At 65.3% G+C, this 23,126-nt stretch carries 15 protein-coding genes and 1 tRNA gene; 13 read left to right on the forward strand and 3 right to left on the reverse strand.

The annotated features are described in order from the left end of the window. Positions 1-67 precede the first annotated feature (67 nt). The 3 genes from ACV959_RS06215 to ACV959_RS06225 all read left to right on the forward strand — a co-directional run bounded on the left by ACV959_RS06215 (position 68) and on the right by ACV959_RS06225 (position 2,584). Positions 68-152: transfer RNA gene (locus ACV959_RS06215), tRNA-Leu, on the forward strand. Between the two features lie 552 nt (positions 153-704). Continuing rightward, entirely contained in the window at positions 705-1,409 is a 705-nt protein-coding gene (locus ACV959_RS06220; protein WP_475739030.1) for a hypothetical protein, read from the forward strand. Between the two features lie 425 nt (positions 1,410-1,834). After that, the gene (locus ACV959_RS06225; RefSeq protein WP_475739031.1) at positions 1,835-2,584 is read left to right on the forward strand and encodes a hypothetical protein; all 750 of its coding nucleotides are present in this window, start codon (positions 1,835-1,837) and stop codon (positions 2,582-2,584) included. A gap of 3 nt (positions 2,585-2,587) precedes the next feature. Here the strand turns inward: ACV959_RS06225 and ACV959_RS06230 are convergent, their stop codons facing one another. Continuing rightward, complete coding sequence (locus ACV959_RS06230) at positions 2,588-3,478, reverse strand: polysaccharide deacetylase family protein (RefSeq protein WP_475739032.1); 891 nt, start codon at positions 3,476-3,478, stop codon at positions 2,588-2,590. A 70-nt stretch (positions 3,479-3,548) separates the two neighbouring features. Between ACV959_RS06230 and mgtE the strand changes: the two genes are divergently transcribed. The 3 genes from mgtE to rpmF all read left to right on the forward strand — a co-directional run bounded on the left by mgtE (position 3,549) and on the right by rpmF (position 6,347). Further along, positions 3,549-4,958, forward strand: a complete 1,410-nt coding sequence (mgtE, locus tag ACV959_RS06235) for a magnesium transporter (protein ID WP_475739033.1) — start codon at positions 3,549-3,551, stop codon at positions 4,956-4,958. Between the two features lie 53 nt (positions 4,959-5,011). Continuing rightward, positions 5,012-6,046 (forward strand): glycoside hydrolase family 25 protein, encoded by a 1,035-nt coding sequence (locus ACV959_RS06240; RefSeq protein ID WP_475739034.1) that lies wholly within the window; start codon positions 5,012-5,014, stop codon positions 6,044-6,046. A 109-nt stretch (positions 6,047-6,155) separates the two neighbouring features. After that, positions 6,156-6,347, forward strand: coding sequence for a 50S ribosomal protein L32 (rpmF, locus tag ACV959_RS06245; protein WP_475739035.1), 192 nt, complete (start codon positions 6,156-6,158; stop codon positions 6,345-6,347). Between the two features lie 71 nt (positions 6,348-6,418). Here the strand turns inward: rpmF and ACV959_RS06250 are convergent, their stop codons facing one another. Both ACV959_RS06250 and ACV959_RS06255 read right to left on the reverse strand, forming a co-directional pair. Continuing rightward, positions 6,419-7,222, reverse strand: coding sequence for an SDR family NAD(P)-dependent oxidoreductase (locus ACV959_RS06250; RefSeq protein WP_475739036.1), 804 nt, complete (start codon positions 7,220-7,222; stop codon positions 6,419-6,421). A gap of 6 nt (positions 7,223-7,228) precedes the next feature. Beyond that, a complete protein-coding gene (locus tag ACV959_RS06255) occupies positions 7,229-7,723 on the reverse strand; it encodes a tellurite resistance TerB family protein (RefSeq protein WP_475739037.1) in 495 nt (164 codons plus the stop codon). Positions 7,724-8,012: 289 nt separating this feature from the next. Between ACV959_RS06255 and ACV959_RS06260 the strand changes: the two genes are divergently transcribed. The 7 genes from ACV959_RS06260 to addA all read left to right on the forward strand — a co-directional run bounded on the left by ACV959_RS06260 (position 8,013) and on the right by addA (position 23,089). Beyond that, entirely contained in the window at positions 8,013-9,662 is a 1,650-nt protein-coding gene (locus tag ACV959_RS06260; protein ID WP_475739038.1) for a SulP family inorganic anion transporter, read from the forward strand. Positions 9,663-9,995: 333 nt separating this feature from the next. Further along, positions 9,996-11,402 (forward strand): adenosylhomocysteinase, encoded by a 1,407-nt coding sequence (gene ahcY, locus ACV959_RS06265; protein ID WP_475739039.1) that lies wholly within the window; start codon positions 9,996-9,998, stop codon positions 11,400-11,402. A gap of 356 nt (positions 11,403-11,758) precedes the next feature. Continuing rightward, positions 11,759-14,287 (forward strand): sensor histidine kinase, encoded by a 2,529-nt coding sequence (locus tag ACV959_RS06270; RefSeq protein ID WP_475739040.1) that lies wholly within the window; start codon positions 11,759-11,761, stop codon positions 14,285-14,287. Next, complete coding sequence (tsaE, locus tag ACV959_RS06275) at positions 14,284-15,822, forward strand: tRNA (adenosine(37)-N6)-threonylcarbamoyltransferase complex ATPase subunit type 1 TsaE (protein ID WP_475739041.1); 1,539 nt, start codon at positions 14,284-14,286, stop codon at positions 15,820-15,822. Before ACV959_RS06270 ends, tsaE begins: the two co-directional genes overlap by 4 nt. A gap of 31 nt (positions 15,823-15,853) precedes the next feature. Continuing rightward, entirely contained in the window at positions 15,854-16,546 is a 693-nt protein-coding gene (locus ACV959_RS06280; RefSeq protein WP_475739600.1) for a nucleotidyltransferase family protein, read from the forward strand. Then, positions 16,536-19,646 carry a double-strand break repair protein AddB gene (gene addB, locus ACV959_RS06285; protein ID WP_475739042.1) on the forward strand — a complete coding sequence of 1,037 codons (3,111 nt, stop codon included), beginning with the start codon at positions 16,536-16,538 and terminating at the stop codon, positions 19,644-19,646. The genes ACV959_RS06280 and addB overlap by 11 nt, the downstream gene beginning before the upstream one ends. Next, positions 19,643-23,089 (forward strand): double-strand break repair helicase AddA, encoded by a 3,447-nt coding sequence (addA, locus tag ACV959_RS06290; protein ID WP_475739043.1) that lies wholly within the window; start codon positions 19,643-19,645, stop codon positions 23,087-23,089. The genes addB and addA overlap by 4 nt, the downstream gene beginning before the upstream one ends. Positions 23,090-23,126 lie beyond the last annotated feature (37 nt).

The raw sequence follows: 23,126 nt of genomic DNA on the forward strand, positions 1-23,126 counted from the left end.
TGTCATCGCCCGGTCAATTTGTTAGAGGCTGCGCGCCGGCGCTTCGCAGCGAGCGAATGCGCCCCGGGCGGTCGTGGCGGAATTGGTAGACGCGCTAGCTTGAGGTGCTAGTTGGGCAACCAGTGGAGGTTCGAGTCCTCTCGACCGCACCATCTTCGGTCAGCATCGTCAGTTGGCGTCGCCCTGCGGCGCAGCGACAAAAAAATTGGTCGCTCTGCAAAATGGCGGGCGAGCTCCCCGTCCTTGGACCGATTTCGTCCGCTTCGGGCGGACGGAGGATAACCGACGACCATCTTCGATATCGCGCGCCGGTCTCCTGAAAGTCGCGTCGGCCTCTGCCGGCGTTCTATCGCGCCGGCGGACGCTGACGTTGCGACAGAGGCGCGGGCAACGGGCCGCTCGGGCCTCTGCGCGACATCAATTGGGCGAAACCTGCCGAGACCTGCAAGAACACTGAACGTTGGGCGGATTTCCGTTGCCGACGAACTGGCATGTCCCGATGTTCACGCCGTTCTGGCAGGGCGCGCCAACTTTCTGACCACGACATCTGGCGGCGCCCGTGGTTCTCGAAGTTCCGGCGCTTCGAGAAAAGTGACGACGCCCTCGAAGGACTGACTTCACGCTGTGACAAAGTGCCCTCTGCAACTCTCGGAGGAGAGGAATAGATTTTTTATAGTAGCTGTGTCTGTGCCGCGGAGAAATACATGCGGAAGTTGTTAGGCAAATGCGTGGGCGCCGGGCGCGCGGCAGCGTTTTGCGCAGTCGGTCTGGCGGCGTTCGGCGCGCCTTCCATAGCGTCGGCGCAGATCGTCAATCCGAGCTTCAGCAATAGCTACGGAGACTGGGCGGCGCGATGGTGGCAGTGGATCTTCTCCATCCCGGCCAAGACGAATCCGAACCTGTTTGTCGGGACAGTCGATTGCGCGCGTGGACAGGCGGGGAATGTCTGGTTTCTCGGCAGCAACTTCGGCGGCGATTCACGGCGAAGCTGCGCGGCCGGAATACCGTCGGGCAAGGCGTTGTTCTTTCCGTTGATCACCGCCGTCGCCTACAGTCCGAAAAACGCCGCCACGATCTCCGAGCTGAGGCAGGGGGCAGGCCAGTTGATCGACATTGTCGACACGCGTCAGCTGTGGGTTTCGATCGACGGCCGCCAGTTGATGACGAATTTGGCGGATTTCCGCGCGACGTCCCCGACCTTTACGGTGCTTCCGCCGAGCTACGGCCTGATTGCGCCGCCCGGAAAGACGGTGGGGCCGAGCCCGACCGACACGCTGGTCGCGGATGGCTACTGGCTGCTCGTTCCGCCGCTGGCGCCTGGACCGCACAGCATCGCCTTCGGAGCCCGGACCAAGAACGGATACACTGTCGCAGTGTCATACGCTTTCATCGTTCTGCCGCCTGAATAGCGGGCTGCCGACGATAGTTTTGAGAGCGCCGGCGGCAAGTCTCGACTTGGCGTCAATGGCTCAGCTTGCGTAATAACAAAATTCAGCCACAATCTGCGCTCCAAATTTTGTGTCAAAACGGCGCATGTAGAGGATCGTGAAGATCTCGCGCCGGGTTTGGATGGAGGAGTGATCGTTTTCCGGGAGGACGACTTCCAGAATGCGATAATTCTGCGGGGCCGGGCGCGACGGCGCGCTCCATGTGATCGTGGCTTGGTCATGATCTCCGGGTCTCGCGAGCGTGCCTCGGAGTGACGAGTATGAGCGTATTCTTCGAACATCATGAGCGCCCGGTCGGAACCGATCGGAATTCCGAAGAGCGCGAAGGTGGCGCAAGCCTTTCTTTCCTTCGTTCGTCAAAGCCAGCGCCTGGCGAGGAGCGCCAGATGGGTCGCCCGGCGGAGCGAAATCACGCGATCGAGAAAGCGGAGCGCGTCGTGCATCTGGTTCTCGGCGCGCTGATCCTCGCCGGAAGCGCGCTGATCGTCGGAACCGCGCTGTTCGGCAATGGGGCGCCGTTCGGCGGAACGAGCGAAAACCGCGCCGAGGTCGCTGCGGCGCCCGCGGAGCAGGCTGCGCCGAAGCCGCTCGCGAAGGCTGAAATGAACGGCGGCGCCGACAAGAAAGCGGCCGCCGTCGATGAAATGCTCCTGAACGCCAAGCCAATCATGGAGGCGGCGAACATGGCGGCCATGCCGGAAAATGCGCCGGAGCCGCTCGCTCCGCCCACTGCCGAAATGCGCGAAAAGCTCGCCGCGGCTCATGCGCCCTCCATGGCGGCCGCGCCCGCCGCTTCCGACGCGCTCGCCTATTCGCCGGCCGCCGCTGAGCCCGCGAAGATTCCCGGGATTTCGACGGACGCCATGAAGCCTGCGGAACAGGCGAAGGCGGAGGACGACGGCCGCATGACGAAATGCTACGTCCGGCTCGGCGGCCGCGTTCAGGCGAATGGCGCCTGCAGGGTTCGTCACGGCGATGACGCGGTGACCTTCGATCTGCCGGGCAGGAATCTGTCGCTCACCCATGCCCGTGGAAAGGCCTGGACGGCCGCGCTCGGCGACCGCGAACTCGGCAGGGTCTACAAACGCGGTTCCTGCTGGGGTGGCCGGCGTCTTTATGTCTGCGACAACGGCTGACGATCAGTTTTCGCCGGGAGCGTGGGGGCTTTCCGCTTCCCCGGCGCTCTCGTGCGGCGTGCGCTTTGTTTTCTTGCCGAGCGTCTTGGCGATGATCGGCTCCGTCGTCGACGACCAGCCGAGGCCGGCGTCGACGACGGGGGTGTCGCCTTCGCCCGGGACCATGTGAACGAGGCGGTAGCCCTTCGCCTTCAGCGCCCGCAGGAAATCGGGCAGCATTTGTGCGGTCTGCGCCTTGGAGTCGTGGAACAGCACGATGCCCTTGCCGGCCTTTTCGAGGCGCGACATCACGAGATCGAGTTCGGCCTTCGGACTCATCGCGGTCCAGTCGGAGGCCCAGACGTCCGAGCCGAAGACGGTGTAGCCGCGGCCGCCGAGATAATCGACGAGTTCCTTCGTGTCGGCGAAGCCGGGGAAACGGAAGAAAGGCGCCGCCGCCCCGCCCGCCGCCTTTTCGACGGCGGCGATTCCCCTGTCGATGTCCGCTTTCGCAGCCGCCGCGCCCATGAGCCGAAGCGTGTCGCCGGGGTGGCTGTAGGAGTGGTGGCCAATGCTGTGACCCTCGCTCGCGGCGCGCTTGACGAGCGCCGGCGCGTTCTCGGCGTTGTGGCCGATGACGAAGAAGGTCGCCCTGGCGCACTCCTTCGCCAGCGCGTCGAGAATATGCGCCGTCGGCCCGGCCGGGCCGTCGTCGAAAGTCAGGATCACTTCCTTGTCCTGGAGATCCAGCGTGCGGGGGTAGCTCTGGAGCCCGACGGCCGTCCCTTTCGTGCGGCCGATCGTGATGTCGCGGGAGACGCCGAGCGCGTCCGGGCCGCAGTCTCGCGCGAGCGCGGGCCCGCAGAGAAACGCGGCGGCGAAAGCGTAGAGCGAGGCGCGGGAAAAATGGGTCATGTGGGTTTTGCCGGTTTGCTTCCGCGCGTGCGCGGGTTAAGAGCGTTCAGCCTTATAGCGGGATTCGGCCATGTCCCTCGACCAAGAAGAAACGCCGTCGCCCGCCGAAAATTTCCGTCAGGAGGGCGGGGGGCCGGATCCTGAATTCGTTTTCGAGGTCGAGGCCGCCGTTGCGCTGGGCGACTCGAAGCGCGTCCACGAGCTCGTCGGCGACCTGCACGAGGCGGATCTCGGCGCGCTTCTCGAACTTCTGAGCCATGAGGCGCGTCCGCGCCTCGTCGAGCTGATGGGCGCGGATTTCGACTTTACCGCGCTGATGGAGGTCGGCGAAGCGACCCGCGAGGACATTCTTGAGGAGTTGCCGGTCGAAACGCTCGTCGAGGGCGTGCGCGATCTCGAAAGCGACGACGCCGTCGCCATTCTCGAAACGCTTGAGCCGGAGGAGCAGGCGGAAGTCCTCGAGGCGCTGCCGGCGCAGGAGCGGATCGTTCTTCGCCGCTCGCTCGACTATCCGGAAGGCTCAGCGGGCCGTCTGATGCAGACGACGCTGATCGCGGTGCCACCTTTCTGGACGGCGGGCCGCGTGCTGGACTTCTTCCGCGAGACGGACGGCGAAAGTCTTCCCGACAGTTTCTTCGAAGTCTTCGTCGTCGATCCGGGCTATCATTTGCTGGGAACCGTCTTTCTCGACGCGCTGGTGCGCGCCAAGCCCTCGGCCCGCCTCGACGAAATCATGCAGGCCGACCGGCGACGCGTGAAGGCCACCGAGGAGGGGACCGAAGCGGCCCGGCTGTTCGAGCGCTACAATCTTGTGTCGGCTCCGGTCGTCGATGAATCCGAGCGGCTCGTCGGCGTGTTGACCATCGACGACATCGTGGACGTCATGCAGGAGCAGGCCTCCGAGGAGATCAAGGCGCTGGGCGGCGTGAACCCGGAGGAGGAGCTGACCGACGATTTCTGGTGGATCGCGCGCAGCCGCTTCACTTGGCTCTTCGTCAACATGCTCACCGCCTTCATCACCTCGTCGGTGCTCAAGACCTTCCAGTCGCAACTCGAGCAGATGGTCGCGCTCGCGGTGCTGGGACCGATCGTCGCGGGGCAGGGGGGCAACTCGGCCACCCAGACCATGACCGTCGCGGTCCGGGCGCTCGCCACGCGCGAGTTGACCCGCGCCAACGCCCTGAAAATTATTCTGCGCGAACTCGCCATCGGCGCGGTCAACGGCGCCGCCTTCGGCCTCGTCACCGGCCTCGTCGCCGCGAACTGGTTCCACAACGTCGGGCTGGGGCCGGTCATGGCTATGGCGATGTTCACGAATCTCGTCGCCGGGGCGCTTGGCGGCATCGTCGTGCCGTTGGTCTTCGACCGGTTCAAATTCGATCCGGCCGTAGCGTCCGGGCCCTTCGTCACCACCATAACCGACGTCGTGGGGTACGGCGCCTTCCTTACAATCGCCAGCTTGTGGTTTCATCTGGACTGAGTCGCGGCGGCGCATTAACGCTTCGTTACCGCCTGTGGGGATAATTTGACGAAATGCGCTCGTTGAATATTTCTGTATCGCGTCTTGTCGCGCTCGCCTGCGTTGCGGCGAGCGCCGCGAGTCTCGCTGCTTGCGGCAGCTCCTACGATCCCAGCTACGCCCGCCGGCCCCGCTTCGCCACCAGCGCGCCGCTGGTGAACGCCAAGAAGGATCCGAGCTTTCTCGCCTATGCCGTGCCGGAATCGGATCTCCACCTTTTCCCCGCGACGCGCAGCGCCGAATTCGCCGTGCATGGCATCGACGTTTCGAAATATCAGGGCGACATCGACTGGGAGCAGGTGAAGGAGTCGGGCGTCGCTTTCGCTTTCATCAAGGCGACCGAGGGCGGGGACAAGGTCGACTCCAAGTTCCAGTACAATTGGGCGGCGGCCAAGGCGGCGGGCGTCCCCCGCGGCGCCTATCACTTCGTCTATTGGTGCCGCCCGCCGCACGAAGAAATCGCCAATTTCGCTTCCGTCGTGCCTAACGACCCGGACGCGCTTCCGCCCGTCCTCGACGTCGAACCGACGCCCGAATCGAAGAGCTGCAAGCGAACGCTCTATCGCGAGGAAGCGATCCGCGACATGCGGACGATGCTGGAGGCGATGGAGCGCCGCTACGGCAAGAAGCCGATCATCTATTCCTCCGTCGACTTCTATCAGGCGATTCTCCAGCCCGACGCGCTCTCGGAATATCCGATCTGGGTGCGTTCGACGAAATATCACCCCAAGGTCCGCTACGGCGACCGCAAATGGACCTTCTGGCAGTATCGCTCGGACGGCCGCGTGCCCGGCATCGTGGGCGCTGTCGACCAGAATACGTTCAACGGCAGCTTCGAGCAGTGGAAGAACTGGCTGTCGGCCCAGACCGGCCTGCGCGCGGCGCCTGTCGCCGCCGCGCCGAAGCCCGTCGTGGACGATCGCGCCGCCAACAAACTCATCGAGGATGATCCGGCGATGCTAAAAGGCGCGGAAAAGGGCGCCTATGAGAAGGACGGCGGCGCGCCGACCCCGCCCGCGTCGATCGACGCGCCGCCCGACAAGGGTTGAGGCTGAGGGAGGGGTAGCCAGCGGGCGATATTTCGCGTATACGCCCCCCACCAGTTTCCGCCGCGCGGCGAGATCGCCCGCGGCCCTTGCTGTTCAGAGAGACGAGACCATGGCCGTTCCGAAGAGAAAAGTGTCCCCGATGAAGCGGGGCTTCCGCCGTTCCGCCGACGCCCTGAAGGCGCCGACCTATGTCGAGGACAAGGACTCGGGCGAACTGCGCCGTCCGCACCACATCGACCTGAAGACCGGCATGTATCGGGGCCGTCAGGTGCTGAAGGTGAAGGGCGCCTCGGAAGAGTAAGTTTACGAAAACGAAACGACTTAAAAAAAGCGGGCCGGAAGCAGCCCGCTTTTTTTATCGTCGGCGTCCGGTCAAGACCGTTTCATCTGGGCCGCCCCCAGCAGCGGCAACAGAATGGCTCGCGGCGACAGCCGCGCGCCCCAGACCATAGCCTTATTGACCGCGCCCGGCACGACGACGCGCCGGCCGGCCATCAGACCGTCGTAGCCCTGGCGCGCCACTTCGTCGGCCGGCACCAGAGCAGGCTTCATCGCGCCCATCAGTCCCTCGAAGCTCATGCCGGCGCGCGACTGAAATCCCGTGAGCACCGGCCCCGGGCAGAGGCAGGAGACCTTTACCCCCGCGGGCTTCAATTCGTGGGAAATCGCCTCGCTGAAGGAGCGCACGAAGGCTTTTGTCGCGTAATAAACCGCGAATCCCGGTCCCGGCATGAAAGAAGCGATCGACGCGACATTGAGCACGCCGCCCTTCGTCGCCACGAGCGACGGCAGGAAGCGAAGGGTCAGGGCGGTGAGGGCGCGTACGTTGAGGTCGATCATCGCGAGCTGCTCGGCCTGATCCAGATCCGCGACGCGCCCGAGAAGGCCGAACCCGGCGTTGTTGACCAGATATTGCGGCGCGAGGCCAGCCTCTGCGAGCCGCGCGGCGAGGGCGTCCACCGCGCCCTCCGCGAGCAGGTCCAGATCCACGACCGTAGGGCGGGCGCGGCCGCTGGCGGCGATGTCTTCGGCGAGCGCGGCGAGCCGTTCGCCCCGGCGGGCGACGATGGCGAGCTCATGGCCCTTGTCGGCGAAAACGCGGGCGAGTTCCGCGCCGATGCCCTCCGACGCGCCGGTGACGATCGCCGCCGGGCGGGCGTTCGCAACGTCAATCATCGAGAATCACTCCTTGGGGCGATACCAGGGGTTCTCGACCGGCGCGGCGAGGCTCTCGCGCACTTCCCGGCGCAGCTCCACGCGTTCGCGGGTCGAGACGCCGAGCAATTCGGCGACGCGCCACACCACATTCTCCTCGAATTCGTGAACGGAGCCGTCGGCGTGCGCCATGTCCCACAACATGCCGATCACCTGCCGGCGCCCGTCCTCGTCGAGCCGGCGCTTGAGCACGCTGGTGAAGCGGTAGAGATCGACCGCATCGCGCTCGCTTTCCCAGGCGTTGTGAATGAGTTCGCGCGCCTCATCGGAAGCGAGGCCAAAGCGCGCCTCGACAAGCTGCTGGATGCGCGCCTTTTCATCGTCGTCAAAATCGCCGTCGATCGAAGCGATGTGGACGAGGAGCGCCGCTGCGGCGAGCTGATAGTCGGCGGATTCGAAAGGTTTCGGCCTGTCGGCCTCGCCGGTGAGTTCGGCGATGAAGGATTTGAGAGCGTCGAACATCGGTGTGTCAGCCTGCCGGCGGGAGTGGCGTCTCCCTTGCTATAGAGCAGACGCCGCTGAAAGGGTAGCCGATGTGATCCCGCTCGAATCCGCTTGACTCGCGTGTAGGAGGCGGGAGTTAGCCTAAAAAATAGGCGATCTGGCCATTTTCTGACGAATAATTGGGCGCCATTTGGTCCGGTCGTCGGATTATGACAGCGGCCTATTCGTCTCGTCCGCCATTCGCGCCTTGTGCGGCTACGACGCCCATCGCGCCGCTCGCCGTCTCTGGAGGGTTCACGAAACTGACATGACAAGCGCGCCGATCAACTCCGACCTTCCCCTCACGGGCCTCGCCGGGCTGAGGCAAAACTGGCGTCAGGACGCGCTCGCGGGCTTCCTCGTCTTCCTCATCGCCTTGCCGCTGTGTCTCGGCATCGCGATGGCCTCGGGCTTTCCGCCGCAAGCGGGGGTCATCACGGCGATCGTCGGCGGATTATTCGTCTCGCGGATCAACGGATCCTACGTCACGATCAACGGTCCCGCGGCGGGCCTCATCGTCGTCGTTCTCGCGTCGGTGCAGGAGCTCGGGCAGGGCGACGCCATGGCGGGCTACCGCTACACGCTCGCGGCGATCGTCTGCGCCAGTGTGCTGCAAACGCTGATGGGCGTCATGCGCGCGGGGAAGCTTTCGGCCTTTTTCCCGTCCTCGGCCGTGCACGGCATGCTCGCCGCCATCGGCATCATCATCATGGCGAAGCAGTTTCACGTCGTGCTCGGCGTGAAGCCGGACGCCGACACGCTGTTCCAGACGATCGGCGCCATCCCCGCGAGCCTGCGGGAGATGAATCCCGAAGTCGCGACGATCGGCGGGGTCGGCCTTCTGATCCTCACCGCCTGGACGCTGGTGCGCAACCGCTATCTGAAGATGATCCCGGCGCCTCTGGTCGTCGTCGTGGTGGGCATGGCGCTCGCGCAGTATTTCGATCTCGACGACGAGCACATCTACCTTTTCCTGCCAGAGGCCCCCGTCCTGCCGCACACCGAATATTCCATCGGGCCGAAATTCCTGGTCGCGATTCCGAGCAACTTCATGGCTGGCTTCGCCTTCCCGGACTTCACGCCCGTCTTTTCGATGGTCTTCTGGCAGCAGGTTGTCGCCATCTGCCTCGTCGGCAGTTTGGAGACGCTGCTCAGCGCCGCGGCGGTCGATAAGCTCGATCCCTACAAACGGACCTCCGACCTCAACCGCGACCTTGCGGCGGTCGGCGTCGGCAACATCATCTGCGGTCTCATCGGCGGCCTGCCGATGATCGCGGAGATCGTCCGCAGCTCGGCCAATTGCAACAATGGCGCGCGCACGGGCTGGGCCAATTTCTTCCACGGCCTCTTCCTGCTCGTCTTCGTGGCGCTGTTCCCCAAGCTCATTCACGAAATCCCGCTGGCGGCCCTCGCATCTCTCCTCGTTTTCACGGGCTTCCGGCTGGCCTCGCCGAGCGTCTTCAAGAAGACGCTGGCCATCGGCTGGGATCAGCTCGGCGTGTTTCTCATCACCATCGTGGGCGTGCTGGCGACGGACCTGCTTATCGGCGTGGCGATCGGCGTTCTTGCTGAGCTCGCCTTCCATCTCTACCGCAGCGTGCCCTGGAGCGAGGTGCTGCGCCTGCGGCTCGAGATCGAGATCCCCGAGGAGAATGTCTACAAGGTCAAGCTCGGCGGCGCGGCCTTCTTCGCCAATGTGCTCGCCCTGAAGAAGGATCTGGCGCTCATTCCGAAGCGAAAGACAGTGATCTTCGACCTCTCGGAGACCGCGACCATCGACCACACGGTGATGGAGTTCCTGCATCTTTACTGCGAGGACTACGAACGGGCTGGCGGCCGCGCGGAGATTTTGGGGCTGGAGAACCACGCGTCGAGTTCGGAACATCCGCTCGCGCCGCGAAAGCGCACGGCGGCGTGAGTTTAGGTCGGCGCTCACGGGCTCATCGGCGCGACTCCTTCCAGTCGTCGGGCCTGAGCCTGCGGAAGGGGTATGCGAAAGCCGGCGGGGGATCCCCTCCAGGTCGCCCTCCGACCTGCGATCATGATCAGGTCTGATTCCAGCGCCAGAACCGCCGACGTGCGCTGGCGGAGCGCCACGGTCGAGAAGCTTTTCGTCCTGGCGACGAGATCGAGCGCGGATGGGGATGCGACATAAACAAATCTTTATATGTTTATTGTCTTCTGTCTCGCCTCCTGCTATAGGCTCTCCAGCGCCGGGGCGCCGGCCGTCCTTCCCGAGCAGAGGATTCGCATGACCGCTCACTTCAACGATTACGCCATCGCCGATATTTCGCTGGCCGATTGGGGCCGCAAGGAACTCAACATCGCCGAGACCGAGATGCCGGGCCTGATGGCCGTGCGCGCCGAATACGGCCCGTCGCAGCCGCTCAAGGGCGCCCGCATCGCCGGCTCGCTGCATATGACCATTCAGACGGCGGTTCTGATCGAGACCCTGAAGGCGCTGGGCGCCGACGTGCGCTGGGCCTCGTGCAACATCTACTCGACTCAGGACCACGCCGCCGCCGCCATCGCGGCCACCGGCACGCCCGTCTTCGCTGTCAAGGGCGAGAGCCTTGAGGACTATTGGGATTACACCCACAAGATCTTCGAATGGGGCGACGGCGGCTGCCCGAACATGATCCTGGACGACGGCGGCGACGCCACGCTCCTCATCCATCTTGGCCTGCGCGCGGAGCAGGGCGACACGGCCTTCCTCGACAAGGCGACCAATGAGGAAGAGGAAGTCCTCTTCGCGGCGATCAAGAAGCGCCTCAAGGCCAATCCTGGCTGGTACGGCCGCAACGCGGTCGCCATCAAGGGCGTGACGGAAGAGACGACCACCGGCGTGCATCGCCTTTATGTGATGCACAAGGAGGGCAAGCTCCTCTGGCCGGCGATCAACGTCAACGACTCGGTGACGAAGTCGAAGTTCGACAATCTCTATGGCTGCCGCGAGTCGCTGGTCGACGGCATTCGCCGCGCCACTGACGTGATGATGGCGGGCAAGGTCGCCTGCATCGCTGGCTATGGCGACGTGGGCAAGGGCTCGGCCGCCTCGCTGCGCAACGCCGGCTGCCGCGTGCTCGTGACCGAGATCGACCCGATCTGCGCCCTGCAGGCGGCGATGGAAGGATATGAAGTCACGACGATGGAAGACGCGGCCCCGCGCGCCGACATCTTCTGCACGGCGACGGGAAATATCGACGTCATCACCGTCGACCACATGCGCGCCATGAAGGATCGCGCCATCGTCTGCAACATCGGCCACTTCGACTCGGAAATTCAGGTCGCCGGCTTGCGTAACCTCAAGTGGCACAATGTGAAGCCGCAGGTCGACGAGATCGAGTTCCAGGACGGCAAGCGCATCATCCTGCTCGCCGAAGGCCGCCTCGTGAATCTCGGCTGCGCGACCGGCCATCCCTCCTTCGTGATGTCGGCGTCCTTCACCAACCAGACGCTGGCGCAGATAGAACTGTGGACCAAGCAGGGCCAGTATCCGGTCGGCGTCTACACGCTGCCCAAGCACCTCGACGAGAAGGTCGCGGCGCTCCACCTCGACAAGATCGGCGTGAAGCTCACGCAGATGACCGACGAGCAGGCGAAATATCTGAACCTGCCGAAGAACGGCCCGTTCAAGCCGGAGCACTACCGTTACTGAGGCTTGCCTGAACGGCTTTCTGCTCCCTTTCGACTTGCGGCCCCCTCCCTGCGAGCGGGGCCGCTTTTTTGTGACGAAGTTCCGCAGAAACACGATTCCGTTTTAACCGATCGCGTTCTAGATTGGGGTGATTCGTATCGAGCGTAGTCAGCGCAACGGCGGTCCTCGACGGAAGCGCGGGCCAGTCGCCGCTCCTGCCCCGGGAGCGGAGAGGCGTTTGCGCGCGTCTCATTGTGGGCGGAGCCGCATCGTGGCGCACCCCTGCGGCGTTGTTGTGATGAGCACCAAAATCACCCCTGGAGCCCGGTTCTCATGACATTCGAGCTGGATTGCGCGCGATCGGGAGCGTCTCGCTCATGATCCGACGTCGCCACACGCGTTCCGGCCAATTCCGATTGCTCGCGAAGCTGCGGGAGACGTTCCTGCGCACGGGATTTCCCGGCCTCGCCGGCGCCACGCTGCATTCGACGGCCGCCTCGGCGCAGGCCGCAGATTTCATCAGCGAGCTTCCGTTCGACTCCGAAGTGGTGAGTTTCGCTTTCAGCGGCGGTCTTGCGCTTTTCTCCGCGGTCGTGGCGCTTACCCACATCAGCGAGCGAAAGGTTTGGCGGCGCCGCGAGTCGGAACTGGTCGCCGAGTTGGAGGAGACGCGGGAGAAGCTGGATCGCGCCAAGACGTTTCTTGAGAGCGAGTCGCAGATTTTCATCGCCTGGTCCGGGCCGGGCGGCGAGCCGGACATCCACTCCTCCGGACTCATCGTATCGGAGGCTGCGGCCGCGCCGCGCCGCATCCTCGCATTCGGCTCCTGGCTCGCGCCCGCGGATGCGCAGCAGCTCGATGCGGCGGTCGATCGACTGCGCATGAAGGGCGAGAGTTTTCGAATGCTCGTCGCCGGCTCGGCGGGCCGTCATTTCGACGCCGAGGGCCGGGCGGTCGGCGGCAGCGCGGTGCTGCGGATCAGAGAGGTGTCCGGCGACCGCCTCGAGTTGATCGGTCTTCGCGAGCGCTACGAAGCGACGGAGCGCGACCTCCAGGGCCTGCGCGCCTTGCTCGACGCTTCGCCGACGCTCGTGTGGGTGCGCGACAAGGCCGGAAAGCTCGCTTTCGTGAACAAGGCCTATGCGTCCGCCGTGGAGGCGAAAGACCCGGCCGACGCCGTGGCGCGCGGGCTGGAGCTCCTCGATCAATCGGCGCGCGGCGAGGCGGCGCAGGCGCGCGCGAAAGGTCTTGTCTGGCGCGCCCGCATTCCGGCTGTGGTCGCCGGCGCGCGTCATCTTCTTGACGTCACGCAGACAGCGGCGCCGGAAATGGCCGCGGCCATCGCCATCGATCGCCACGAAGTCGAAACTGTTCGCGCCGATCTTGAACAGCAGATGCAGTCGCATGTGCGCACGCTCGATCAGCTGCCCACGGCCGTCGCGATCTTCGACCGCGGGCGGCGGCTCGTCTATCACAACGACGCCTATGCGAAGCTCTGGCAGATCGACGCCAGCTTTCTCGATCACAAGCCGACGGACGGCGAAATTCTCGACAGATTAAGGGCCGACGACCGGCTGCCCGCCGAGTCCGATTTCAAGGCATGGAAAGAGCGGCTCTTCGAGGCCTATCGTTCGCCCGAGCCCGTTCGCCACACCTGGCATCTGCCGGACGGCCGCATTCTCGACGTCGTCGCGCATCCCAATACGCAGGGCGGCGTGACCTATCTCTACGACGACACGACAAAGGCCTATGATCTCGAAACGCGCTTCAATGCGCTGAACCGCACGCAGAGCGAGACGCTCGAGACGCTTCATGAAGGCGTCGCCGTCTTCGGCGCGGACGGGCGTCTGAGCTTCTGCAACCCGGCCTTCGCCAGACTCTGGCGGCTCGATCCCGACGCGCTCGCGAAAAAGCCGCGGTTCGACGCGCTCGTCGCTCAATGCAAGACTCTGCACGACAATGAAGAGACCTGGGCGCAGCTCCAGGGCTTCGTCACGAGCTTCAACGATATGCGCGAGGGCTTTACGCGGCGCATCGAGCGCAGCGACGGCGTGGTTCTCGACTGCACGGCGCAGTCGCTGCTCGATGGCGCGGCGCTGCTGACCTTCGTCGACGTGACCGCCGACGTGAATGTCGAGCGCGCGCTCACCGACCGTAACAAGGCGCTGCTCGCCGCCGAAAAGCTGCGCAACGACTTCATCCATCACGTCAGCTACGAGCTCCGCTCGCCGCTCAACAACATCAACGGTTTCGTGCATCTGCTCGGCGAGGAGTCGACCGGCGCGCTCAACCCGCGTCAGCGCGAATATCTAGGCTATGTCAGCAAATCGTCGGCGGCGCTCCTCGCCATCATCGACGACATTCTCGATCTCGCAACGATCGACGAAGACGCTTTGGAGCTCGAATTTTCAGACGTCGACGTGCAGGCGACGATGCGCGCCGCAATCGAGGGCGTCCAGGATCGTCTCGCCGAGAATTCGATTGATGTCCAGATCGTCGCCATGGACAACGTCGGCACCTTTCGCGGGGACGCGAAGCGCGTGCGGCAAATCCTCTTCAATCTTCTTTCGAACGCCATCGGATTCTCCAGCCCGGGCCAGACCGTGACTCTTGCGGCCATTCGCCGCGAGGACGAGATCGTATTCAAGGTCACGGATCGCGGCCGGGGGATTCCGCCGGAGGTTCTCGAACGCGTCTTCGAGCGTTTCGAGTCGCATACGGCGGGCTCGCGCCATCGCGGCGTCGGCCTCGGCCTTTCCATCGTGCGCGCCTTCATGGAGCTGCACGGCGGCAAGGTGTTCATCGATTCCGCGCCCGGCGAGGGCACGACCGTCACCTGCGTATTTCCGGCGCGGCCGGCCCGGGAGCAGGCGAAGCCCGCCGCAAGCGAAGGAGGCGCGCAATGACCGACGAAGCCGCCGGCAAATCCGTCTGGCGCGTCGAAGTCGCGGACGAAGCGGAGACGGCCTCGCTCGCGCAGGACCTCGCCTCGCTGCTTAAGCCTGGCGATACGGTGACGCTCGCCGGCGATTTGGGCGCCGGCAAGACGACCTTCGCGCGCGCGCTCATCCGTAAATTGCTCGACGATCCGGCGCTCGAGGCGCCGAGCCCAACATTCACCCTGATGCAGATCTACGAACGCGACTCCTTGCGCGTCGTACATGCAGATTTTTACCGCATCTCCTCATCCGCCGAACTCTCCGGCCTTGGCTGGGAGGAGGCGGTGGAGGACGCGATCGTTCTCGTCGAATGGGCGGAGCGCGCGCCGGAGGCCATGCCGCAGGACAGGCTCGACGTGCGTCTGAGTTTCGCCGACGCCGACAATCGCGACGCGCGCCGCATGACGATTTCGGGCCATGGCGCCTTCGCCGGCAGGCTCGCGTCCTTCAAGGCTTTGCGCGAACTTTTACGCAAGGCGGGCTGGAGCGACGCCAGGCGCAGCTTCCTGATGGGAGACGCTTCGTCGCGGGCCTATGAGACGCTCGAAAAGCCCAACGGCCAACGCGCGATCCTGATGATCTCGCCGCCGCGTCCGGATGGTCCGCCCATCCGTTACGGCAAATCCTACAGCGCCATCGCGCGGCTTGCGGAGAATGTGAAACCCTTCGTCGCGCTCGCCAACGGTCTGCGCGCGCAGGGCCTCTCGGCGCCAGAGATTTACGGCCAGGATCTCGACGCCGGACTTCTCATCGTCGAAGACCTGGGTCGCGAGGGCGTCGTCGACGAAAACGGCCCCATTCCGGAACGATATCTCGAAGCCGCCGGCGCGCTCGCGCATCTGCATTCGCGCCGCCTGCCCGATATGCTCCCCCTCGACGGCGGCGGAAGCTATCACATTCCGCCCTACGATCTCGACGCGCTGCTGATCGAGGTCGATCTTCTCCTCGACTGGTACGTTCCGCAAATCAAGGCGTCCGTCGCCTCCGGCGCGCGCGCGATCTTCACCAATCTCTGGCGCAGCGCGCTCGTGGAAATCGCAGCGGCGGCGCCGACATGGACCTTGCGCGATTATCATTCGCCCAATCTGATCTGGCTCGCCGATCGCGAGGGGATCAGGCGCGTGGGCGTCATCGATTTCCAGGATTGCGTGCTCGGGCATCCCGCCTACGACATGGCGTCGCTCGGGCAGGACGCGCGCGTGACGGTGCCGGACGAACTCGAGTTGAAACTTCTCGCGCACTACGCCAAACTGCGCCGCGACGCGGACCAGAGCTTCGATATGGCCTCTTTCGCTAGAGCCTATATGACGCTTGCGGCGCAGCGCGCGACCAAGGTGCTCGGGATTTTCGCGCGTCTCGACCAGCGAGACGGCAAGCCGCAATATCTCGCGCATGTGCCGCGCGTCGAGGCATATCTGAAAAAGAGCCTGAAGCATCCGGCGCTGGCCGACATCAAGGCGTGGTATGAAAGCAATCTCCCCGGACTCTTTCGCGACGACTGAGCGCCTTGCCCCCGCGCTTCCCAAAACCGCCATGGTCTTCGCGGCGGGCCTTGGCACGCGCATGCGTCCCCTGACTGACAAGACGCCGAAGCCGCTCGTTTCAGTCGCCGGGAGAACATTGATCGACCGCGCGCTCGATGATTTCGCCGCGGCGGGGGTCGATACGGCGATCGTCAACGTTCATCATCTGGCCGATCAGATCGAGGCGCATCTCTCGGGGCGGAGCGAACCGCGCATCGTGATTTCCGACGAACGCGCCCGGCTCCTGGATCAGGGGGGCGGCATCAAGAAGGTTTTGCCGTTGATCGGCGAGGAGGCCTTTTTCGTCTGGAACACGGACGCGTTCTGGGTCGGCGCGCCCCAGTCCAATCTGCTCGCGCTCGCCCGCGCATGGGATCCCGACAGGATGGACGCCGCGCTCCTCCTCGCGCCGACGCAGGGCAGCGTGGGAGTCGATTGGGAAGGCGATTTCGATCTCTCTCCGGAGGGCCGCATCATGCGCCGGGACGGGCCGAAACCATTTGTCTATGCGGGTGTCGGTCTCCTGAAGCCCCAACTCTTCGCGAAGGAGACGCAGGATGTTTTCAAGCTCGCGCCCTTCCTCTTCGCCGCGGCGGAACAGGGCAGGCTTTTCGGCGTGATCTCGAGCGGACTGTGGCTCCATGTCGGCACGGTCGCCGCCATCGCCGAGGCGGAAAGAGCGATTGCCGCACATGAGGGATGACGGCGTGAGCGGCAAGCGCAATGTCTTCACCATCGCGCCCGGCGCCCCTTTTCTCGAAACATTCGTCGACGCTTTTCTTTCCGGCGGCATCGTCCCCGTCGTTTCGCGCGACAGCCCGCCGCTCCTTCTCGCGCGTTCGACGATCTATGTGCCGACCCGTCGCGCCGGCCGCGCCCTCGCGGCGGAGTTCGCGCGCGCCTTCGGCGCGAAGGCCGCCCTGCTGCCGCGCATCCTGCCGCTCGGCGGGCTCGAGGAGAGTGAAACCCAAGCGCTGTTCGGCGATAGCGCGGACGATTTCGACGAGGCGGTCCAGCCTGCGATCGGCGAACTGGAGCGGCGGCTCCTTCTGGCGCGGCTCGTCATGCAGTGGTCGAATGCGATCAGCCACGCCATTGTCTCCATCGATGCCGACGGCGAACCGCTCGTCGACGATGCGGAACCCTTTCTCGTCGCGTCGACGCCCGCCGGAGCCTATTCGCTCGCGGCCGACCTCGGCGCGCTGATCGACGAATTTGTTATCGAGGGCGTCGCCGCCGACGCGCTCGAGAAGATCGTCGATGAAACATTCGATCGCTATTGGTCGATCACGACGCGGTTTCTCGGCATCGCAGTCGAGCAGTGGCCCGAGATACTCCGCGAACGCGGGCGGGTCGACGCTTCCACGCGGCGCAAGCGCCTGCTCGAAGCGCAGATCGAGCGCCTGCGGACGTCGGGCGGCGCGGCGCCAGTCGTCGCGATCGGTTCGACGGGCGCGCAGCCGACCACCGCCCGGCTGCTTTCGCAGATCGCGGCGCTGGAATATGGCGCCGTCGTTTTGCCGGGGCTCGATTGCGATCTCGACGACGAAGCTTGGGCGCTGATCGGAGAGAATGAGGGCGAGCCCGCTTTCACGCATCCGCAGACGATGTTGAAGCGGCTTCTCGGGGTCATGAAATTGGGCCGCGACGAGGTGCGCGAACTTGCGCGCCTGCCCGCGTCGCTGGCGAAGCGCCGCAGACTCGTTGCGCAGGCGATGCTGCCGGCGGAAGCGACGCCGCGATGGCGCAGCTTTCGCGCGGCGCAGGGAGGCGACTTCGCCGAGGCTCTCGCCGACGTGATCGCGCTGGAGGCGCCGGACGAACGAACGGAAGCGCTATCGCTGGCGCTCTTCATGCGCGAAGCGCTGGAGACGCCGGGGCGAACTGCGGCGCTCGTCACGCCCGACCGCAACCTCGCGCGTCGGGTCGCGGCCGAATTGCAGCGTTTCGGCGTCGAGATCGACGATTCCGGCGGCGCTTCTCTGGCATCGACGCGCGTGGGCGCGCTCGCGCGGGAAATCGCCGCCATTGGCGCGACCGGCCTCGACGCGGTCGGCGTCGCGACGCTGCTGGCGCATCCGCTCGCGCGTTTCGGCCACGCGCGCGCGGCGACGCAGGCGCTGGCGCCGCTCGTCGAGATCGCCGTTTTGCGTGCGCTGCCGGCGAGACCGCGAAGCTTTTCCGCGCTCCTGGAGAAAGCCCGCGCGGCGGCGCGCGACAGAAACGCGCATCCCGCCGCGCAAAGCGTCACGGATGCGCAGTGGAATGACATCGCGTCGCTATTGCGCGCGATCGAAGCGGCTCTGGCGCCGTTCGCCGCTTTGCGCGGGAACCATGAATTGAAAGAGTTCGCGCGCGCTCATCGCGCCGCTTTCGAAGCGATCGCATTCGGCGCGGAGGACGGCGAAGAAGATGGAGCGCAGACGCTTTTCGAACTTTTCGACAAGCTTTGCTTCGCCGAGGCGCCGCCGGATTTCGATGCGTCGAGCTATGCGGCGCTTTTCGAGCGCATCGCCTTCGAAACGACATTGCGCGGCCCGCGTCGCGCGCATCCGAGAGTGAAAATTCTCGGTCCGCTCGAAGCGCGCCTCATGGACGCGGACCTCTTGTTGCTCGCGGGACTCGACGAAGGCGTCTGGCCGCCGCAGACGGAGACGGGCGCCTTTCTCAATCGTTCGATGCGCCGGCAACTGGGGCTTTCGCCGCCGGAGCGCCGCATCGGACAAAGCGCGCATGATTTCGTGATGGCGCTTGGCGCGAAAAGCGTCGTTCTCAGCCGCGCGGCGAAGCGCGACGGGTCGCCGACGGTGGCCTCCCGATTTCTCGCGCGTCTGGAAGCGCTGGCGGGCGAAGCTTTCGGCGCCTGTAAGGCGCGCGGCGAAAAAATGCTCGCTATCGCCGTGTCGCTTGATCGTCCGCAGACCTCCCTGAGTCTGTCGCGTCCCGAGCCGTCCCCGCCGCTCGCCTTGCGGCCGCAGAAGCTGAGCGTCACGCGCATCGAGGTTCTGCGTCGCGATCCTTACGCTATCTTCGCCGAATATATTTTGAACTTGAAGCCGCTCGCGCCGCTCGGAAGCGACATCGGCGCGCGAGAGATGGGCACGGCGATTCACGCCGCACTCGAAGCTTTCGTGAAGCATTATCCGAGCGGTCCATTGCCTGCGGACGCGCGCGGCAAACTCCACGAGGTCGCGCGTGGCGCGCTCGTGGATTTCTTCGTCGATCCTGCTTTTGAAATCTTTACCTGGCCGCGCCTTGTTTCGGGGCTAGATCATGCGCTCGCTTTCGAGGCTGCGCGGCGCGCCGAGGGCGTTGCGATTCATATGGAAAAAGCCGGGAAATGGACAATCCCGCTACGGGACGGATCGAGTTTCACGCTGACGGCGAAAGCCGACCGGATTGAAGTCGATCCAAGCGGCCGCGCTTTCGTCTTCGATTACAAGACCGGCGCGCCGCCGACGAACAAGCAGGTCGAAGCCGGCTGGGCGCCGCAACTCACGCTTGAGGCGGCGATGATCGAGGCCGGCGCCTTCGCCGACGTCGGCGCGCGAAACGTCGCGGGCGCGGCCTATGTGGGATTGAAAAACGACGGGGACACGCAATGGGTCAAGGCGCAGGCCCGCACTTTCGCGGACCTCGTCGCCGCGCATCGCGACGAGTTGAAACAGTTGCTCGATGATTATCGCGAGCAGGGAGCGCGGTATCCCTCGCGCCCCTATGTCGCGCTCGTCTCCCATACGGGCGACTTCGACCATCTCGCGCGCGTCAAGGAATGGTCGCGCGGCGGCGGAGACGGCGCATGAGCGAACGCGCCGCGCGAGGCCTGACGCTGCGCGCGCAGCAAAGCGCGTCGAACCCGGACGTCTCCGCATGGGTCTCCGCGCATGCCGGTTCGGGCAAGACCTATGTGCTGACGCAACGCGTCCTGCGTCTTCTGCTCGCGGGCGTGAGGCCCTCGCAGATCCTTTGCCTCACCTTCACCAAGGCCGCCGCGGCCAATATGTCCGCGCGCATTTTCGACAAGCTTGCGCAATGGGCGTTGCTCGATGACGAGGCGCTCGAGGCTGAAATCGAGGGGACGGGCGCAGGCGTTCCCGCTCGCGCCGACCTGGAGCGCGCGCGCCAATTGTTCGGCAAGGCGGTCGAGACGCCGGGCGGGCTGAAGATACAGACGATCCACGCCTTTTGCGAAAGGCTGCTGCATATTTTCCCGCTCGAAGCCAATGCGCCCGCCGGCTTTCGCGTGCTCGACGATATGGGGCGCGCGCAATTGCTCGAAGACGCGAAGGCGCGCACGATACAGGAGGCGATGCGCGCGCCGGGGGATTTGCGCGAGGCGTTGGAGGCGGTCGCGCGCGAAACGACGAGTTTCGGTTTCGACGACCTTTGCGACGAGCTTCTGTCACAGCGCGATGCACTGGCGCAGGCGGCGGTTCGGCCTGAGTATGCAGCGCGCCTGCGCGCGAAACTCGGGCTGTCGGAAGACGACACGCTTGTGCGGATAGAGGCGGAAATTGTTTGCAATCGGGCGGAATGGCCAGAGCTTGCGCACGCCTTGCGGCTCGGTTCCACGAATGACGGCAAACTCGCGGCGCATCTCGAGCGCGCCATCGAACTTGCGCCACAACGCGATTGCATCGCGCATTACCTCTCCGTTTTCTTCACGAACAAGGGCGAGCCGCGCGGCGCCGGCAAGACGAAAATCATCACGTCGGGGCTTGTGAAAGCCGCGCCGGGCTTGCTCGAGCGCATGGAGGCGGAGCGCGACCGTCTCGCGGCGCTTGTCGAGAAGAGAAAGGCCGCCGACGTCGCGGAGCGCTCGCTTGCGCTCACGAGGCTCGGCGACGCCATCATGGCGAACTACGAGGCAGCCAAGAGGCGGCGCAATCTGCTCGATTACGACGACCTGATCGACCGCGCGAGAAGCCTGTTGACGCGGTCGAATCCATCCTGGGTTCTCTACAAGCTCGACTCGCAGATCGATCATATTCTTCTGGACGAAGCGCAGGATACGAGCGCGCGTCAGTGGGACATTCTCACGGCGCTGGCGAACGAGTTTTGCGCGGGCGACAGCGCGCGATCCGTCGCGCGCAGCTTCTTCGCGGTCGGAGACGAAAAGCAGTCGATCTTTTCCTTCCAGGGCGCGGCGCCCGAGAAATTCGAGTCGATGCGTCGACGTTTTCAGACGAGTTTCACGAGGGTCGGGCAAAACTTCGAATATGTGCGGCTCATCCAGTCGTTCCGCTCCGCGCCGCGCGTCCTCGAGGCCGTCGACGCCGTTTTCCGCCACGGGCGCAATGGCGATGGACTGACCAGCAATCCGGACCCGACCGACCCGCCGCTGGAGCATATTGCGACGAAGACGCATGTCGAGGCGCTCGTCGAAATCTGGAAGCCGGTTGGACCGCGTCCCGTCGAAGAGCCGGCCGACTGGCGACTGCCTCCCGATTACCTGACCGCGGCCGATCCCGGCGAGAAGCTCGCGGGAAAGGTCGCGCGCAAGATTTCCGCATTGCTTCATCCGAACAGCGGCGAATGCGTCGAGGACGGCGGGGCGTTTCGACGGGTCGAGCCGCGCGACATATTGATCGTCGTGCGCAAGCGCGGCGCCTTTTTCGAGTCGATGATCCGGGCCCTCAAAACGGCCGACGTGCCGGTTGCCGGCGCCGACAGGCTCGATCTCGCGAACCATATCGCTGTCAACGATCTCGTCGCGCTGGGACGCGCGGCCTTGCTCGTCGAGGACGATCTGACGCTCGCGACCGTGCTGAAATCGCCGTTCGTCGGCTTCGACGACGACGATCTGATCGACATCGCGCCGCAACGGACGGGCTCGCTCCATCAGGCGTTGGCCGGCTCGCAGAAGGCGCGCCATCGCGACGCGGCGGCGCAGATCGCGCAATGGCGGCGGGACGCGGCGACGCTCGCGCCCTTCGAGTTCTTCAGTCGCGTGCTGGGGCCGGGGGAGGGCAGGCGAAAGCTTGTCGCGCGACTGGGACCGGAAGCCAATGACGCGATCGACGAATTTCTTCGGCTGGCGCTCTCCTTCGAACGCGAGACATCGCCGTCGCTCACGAATTTTCTGGCGATGGTCGAGAACCTCGATGTTTCGATCAAGCGCGACATGGAGGCGGCCGGCGGCGCGGTGCGCGTGATGACGGCGCACGCCGCCAAGGGCCTTGAGGCCAAGATCGTGTTTCTCCCCGACACCTGCGGCGCGCCGGCGGGAAAACACGATCCGAAGCTTTTCCTGCTCGGCGCGGACGACGAGCTTTCGCTCGTCTGGTCCAGGGGGAAAGACAGCGATCCGCAGGCGCTTGCCGCCGCCCGCGCGGCGCATCGCGAGGCGGAGCGGGCCGAGCATCAGAGACTGCTCTATGTCGCGCTGACGCGCGCGGAGGAGCGGCTCTACATCGCAGGCTATCATGGGAGCAACGGGCCGGCGGAGGGATGCTGGCACGACATGGTCCGCGAAGCGCTGGCGGAGCATTGCCAGAAATTTCCTGATCCGGAAGATGCGGAGGGCTACATTCTCCGCCTCGGCGACACGCCTTTGCGCCACGACCTGCCGCGTTCCGCGCCGGCTCCGGCGGCGCCCGACCTGCCCGCAATTGCGAGAACGCCAGCGCCGCGCGAAGCGGGGCCGCCGCCGCCGCTGCGTCCCTCGAGCGCGCTCGCGGGCGCCGACGCATTGGCCGCCGCCGGCGGCGCCGCCCCAAATCGCGCCGCCGCAGAGCGCGTCCTGATCGGCCGGTTGACGCACGCCTTGCTGCAACATCTGCCGGCCTGCGCCCCGGAGCGCCGGCGCACGGCGGCCGAACGGTTCCTCGAGTTGCGGGCGCCTGCGCTTGAGAAAGCGCGCCGAATGGCGATCGCGGAGGCGGCGATCGCTGTAATCGAGGCGCCGCGCCTCGCGCCGCTCTTCGGACCGCATTCTGCGCCCGAGGTGGACGTCGTCGCGACGCTGGACGGCGGATTAGGCGTTTCCGGCCGCATCGACCGCCTCGCGGAGCTGGAGACGGAGGTGATGATCGCCGATTTCAAGACCGGACGTCCGCGCGCGAAGCTGGATGCGACGGCGCTTCGCCAGCTTGCGCTCTATCGCGCCGCGCTCGCGCCGATATACGCCGGCAAGCGATTCAGCTGTCACATCGTCTGGACCGAGAGCGCGACGGCGGTCGAGGCCGACGACGCGGCGCTCGACGATGCGCTGGCGCTCGCGCTGGACGACGCGCAGGCTGGTTAAGGAGGCGCCATGGATTTCGATCAGCTTCGCGCGCCGA

This window comes from Methylocystis sp. Se48 (assembly GCF_056269425.1).

What these genes read in the sequence shown, in the direction of transcription:
- ACV959_RS06220 (WP_475739030.1), top strand. Translation starts at nt 705, where the DNA reads ATGCGGAAGTTGTTAGGCAAATGCGTGGGCGCCGGGCGCGCGGCAGCG.
- ACV959_RS06225 (WP_475739031.1), top strand. Translation starts at nt 1,835, where the DNA reads ATGGGTCGCCCGGCGGAGCGAAATCACGCGATCGAGAAAGCGGAGCGC.
- ACV959_RS06230 (WP_475739032.1), bottom strand. Translation starts at nt 3,478, where the DNA reads ATGACCCATTTTTCCCGCGCCTCGCTCTACGCTTTCGCCGCCGCGTTT.
- mgtE (WP_475739033.1), top strand. Translation starts at nt 3,549, where the DNA reads ATGTCCCTCGACCAAGAAGAAACGCCGTCGCCCGCCGAAAATTTCCGT.
- ACV959_RS06240 (WP_475739034.1), top strand. Translation starts at nt 5,012, where the DNA reads ATGCGCTCGTTGAATATTTCTGTATCGCGTCTTGTCGCGCTCGCCTGC.
- rpmF (WP_475739035.1), top strand. Translation starts at nt 6,156, where the DNA reads ATGGCCGTTCCGAAGAGAAAAGTGTCCCCGATGAAGCGGGGCTTCCGC.
- ACV959_RS06250 (WP_475739036.1), bottom strand. Translation starts at nt 7,222, where the DNA reads ATGATTGACGTTGCGAACGCCCGCCCGGCGGCGATCGTCACCGGCGCG.
- ACV959_RS06255 (WP_475739037.1), bottom strand. Translation starts at nt 7,723, where the DNA reads ATGTTCGACGCTCTCAAATCCTTCATCGCCGAACTCACCGGCGAGGCC.
- ACV959_RS06260 (WP_475739038.1), top strand. Translation starts at nt 8,013, where the DNA reads ATGACAAGCGCGCCGATCAACTCCGACCTTCCCCTCACGGGCCTCGCC.
- ahcY (WP_475739039.1), top strand. Translation starts at nt 9,996, where the DNA reads ATGACCGCTCACTTCAACGATTACGCCATCGCCGATATTTCGCTGGCC.
- ACV959_RS06270 (WP_475739040.1), top strand. Translation starts at nt 11,759, where the DNA reads ATGATCCGACGTCGCCACACGCGTTCCGGCCAATTCCGATTGCTCGCG.
- tsaE (WP_475739041.1), top strand. Translation starts at nt 14,284, where the DNA reads ATGACCGACGAAGCCGCCGGCAAATCCGTCTGGCGCGTCGAAGTCGCG.
- ACV959_RS06280 (WP_475739600.1), top strand. Translation starts at nt 15,854, where the DNA reads ATGGTCTTCGCGGCGGGCCTTGGCACGCGCATGCGTCCCCTGACTGAC.
- addB (WP_475739042.1), top strand. Translation starts at nt 16,536, where the DNA reads ATGAGGGATGACGGCGTGAGCGGCAAGCGCAATGTCTTCACCATCGCG.
- addA (WP_475739043.1), top strand. Translation starts at nt 19,643, where the DNA reads ATGAGCGAACGCGCCGCGCGAGGCCTGACGCTGCGCGCGCAGCAAAGC.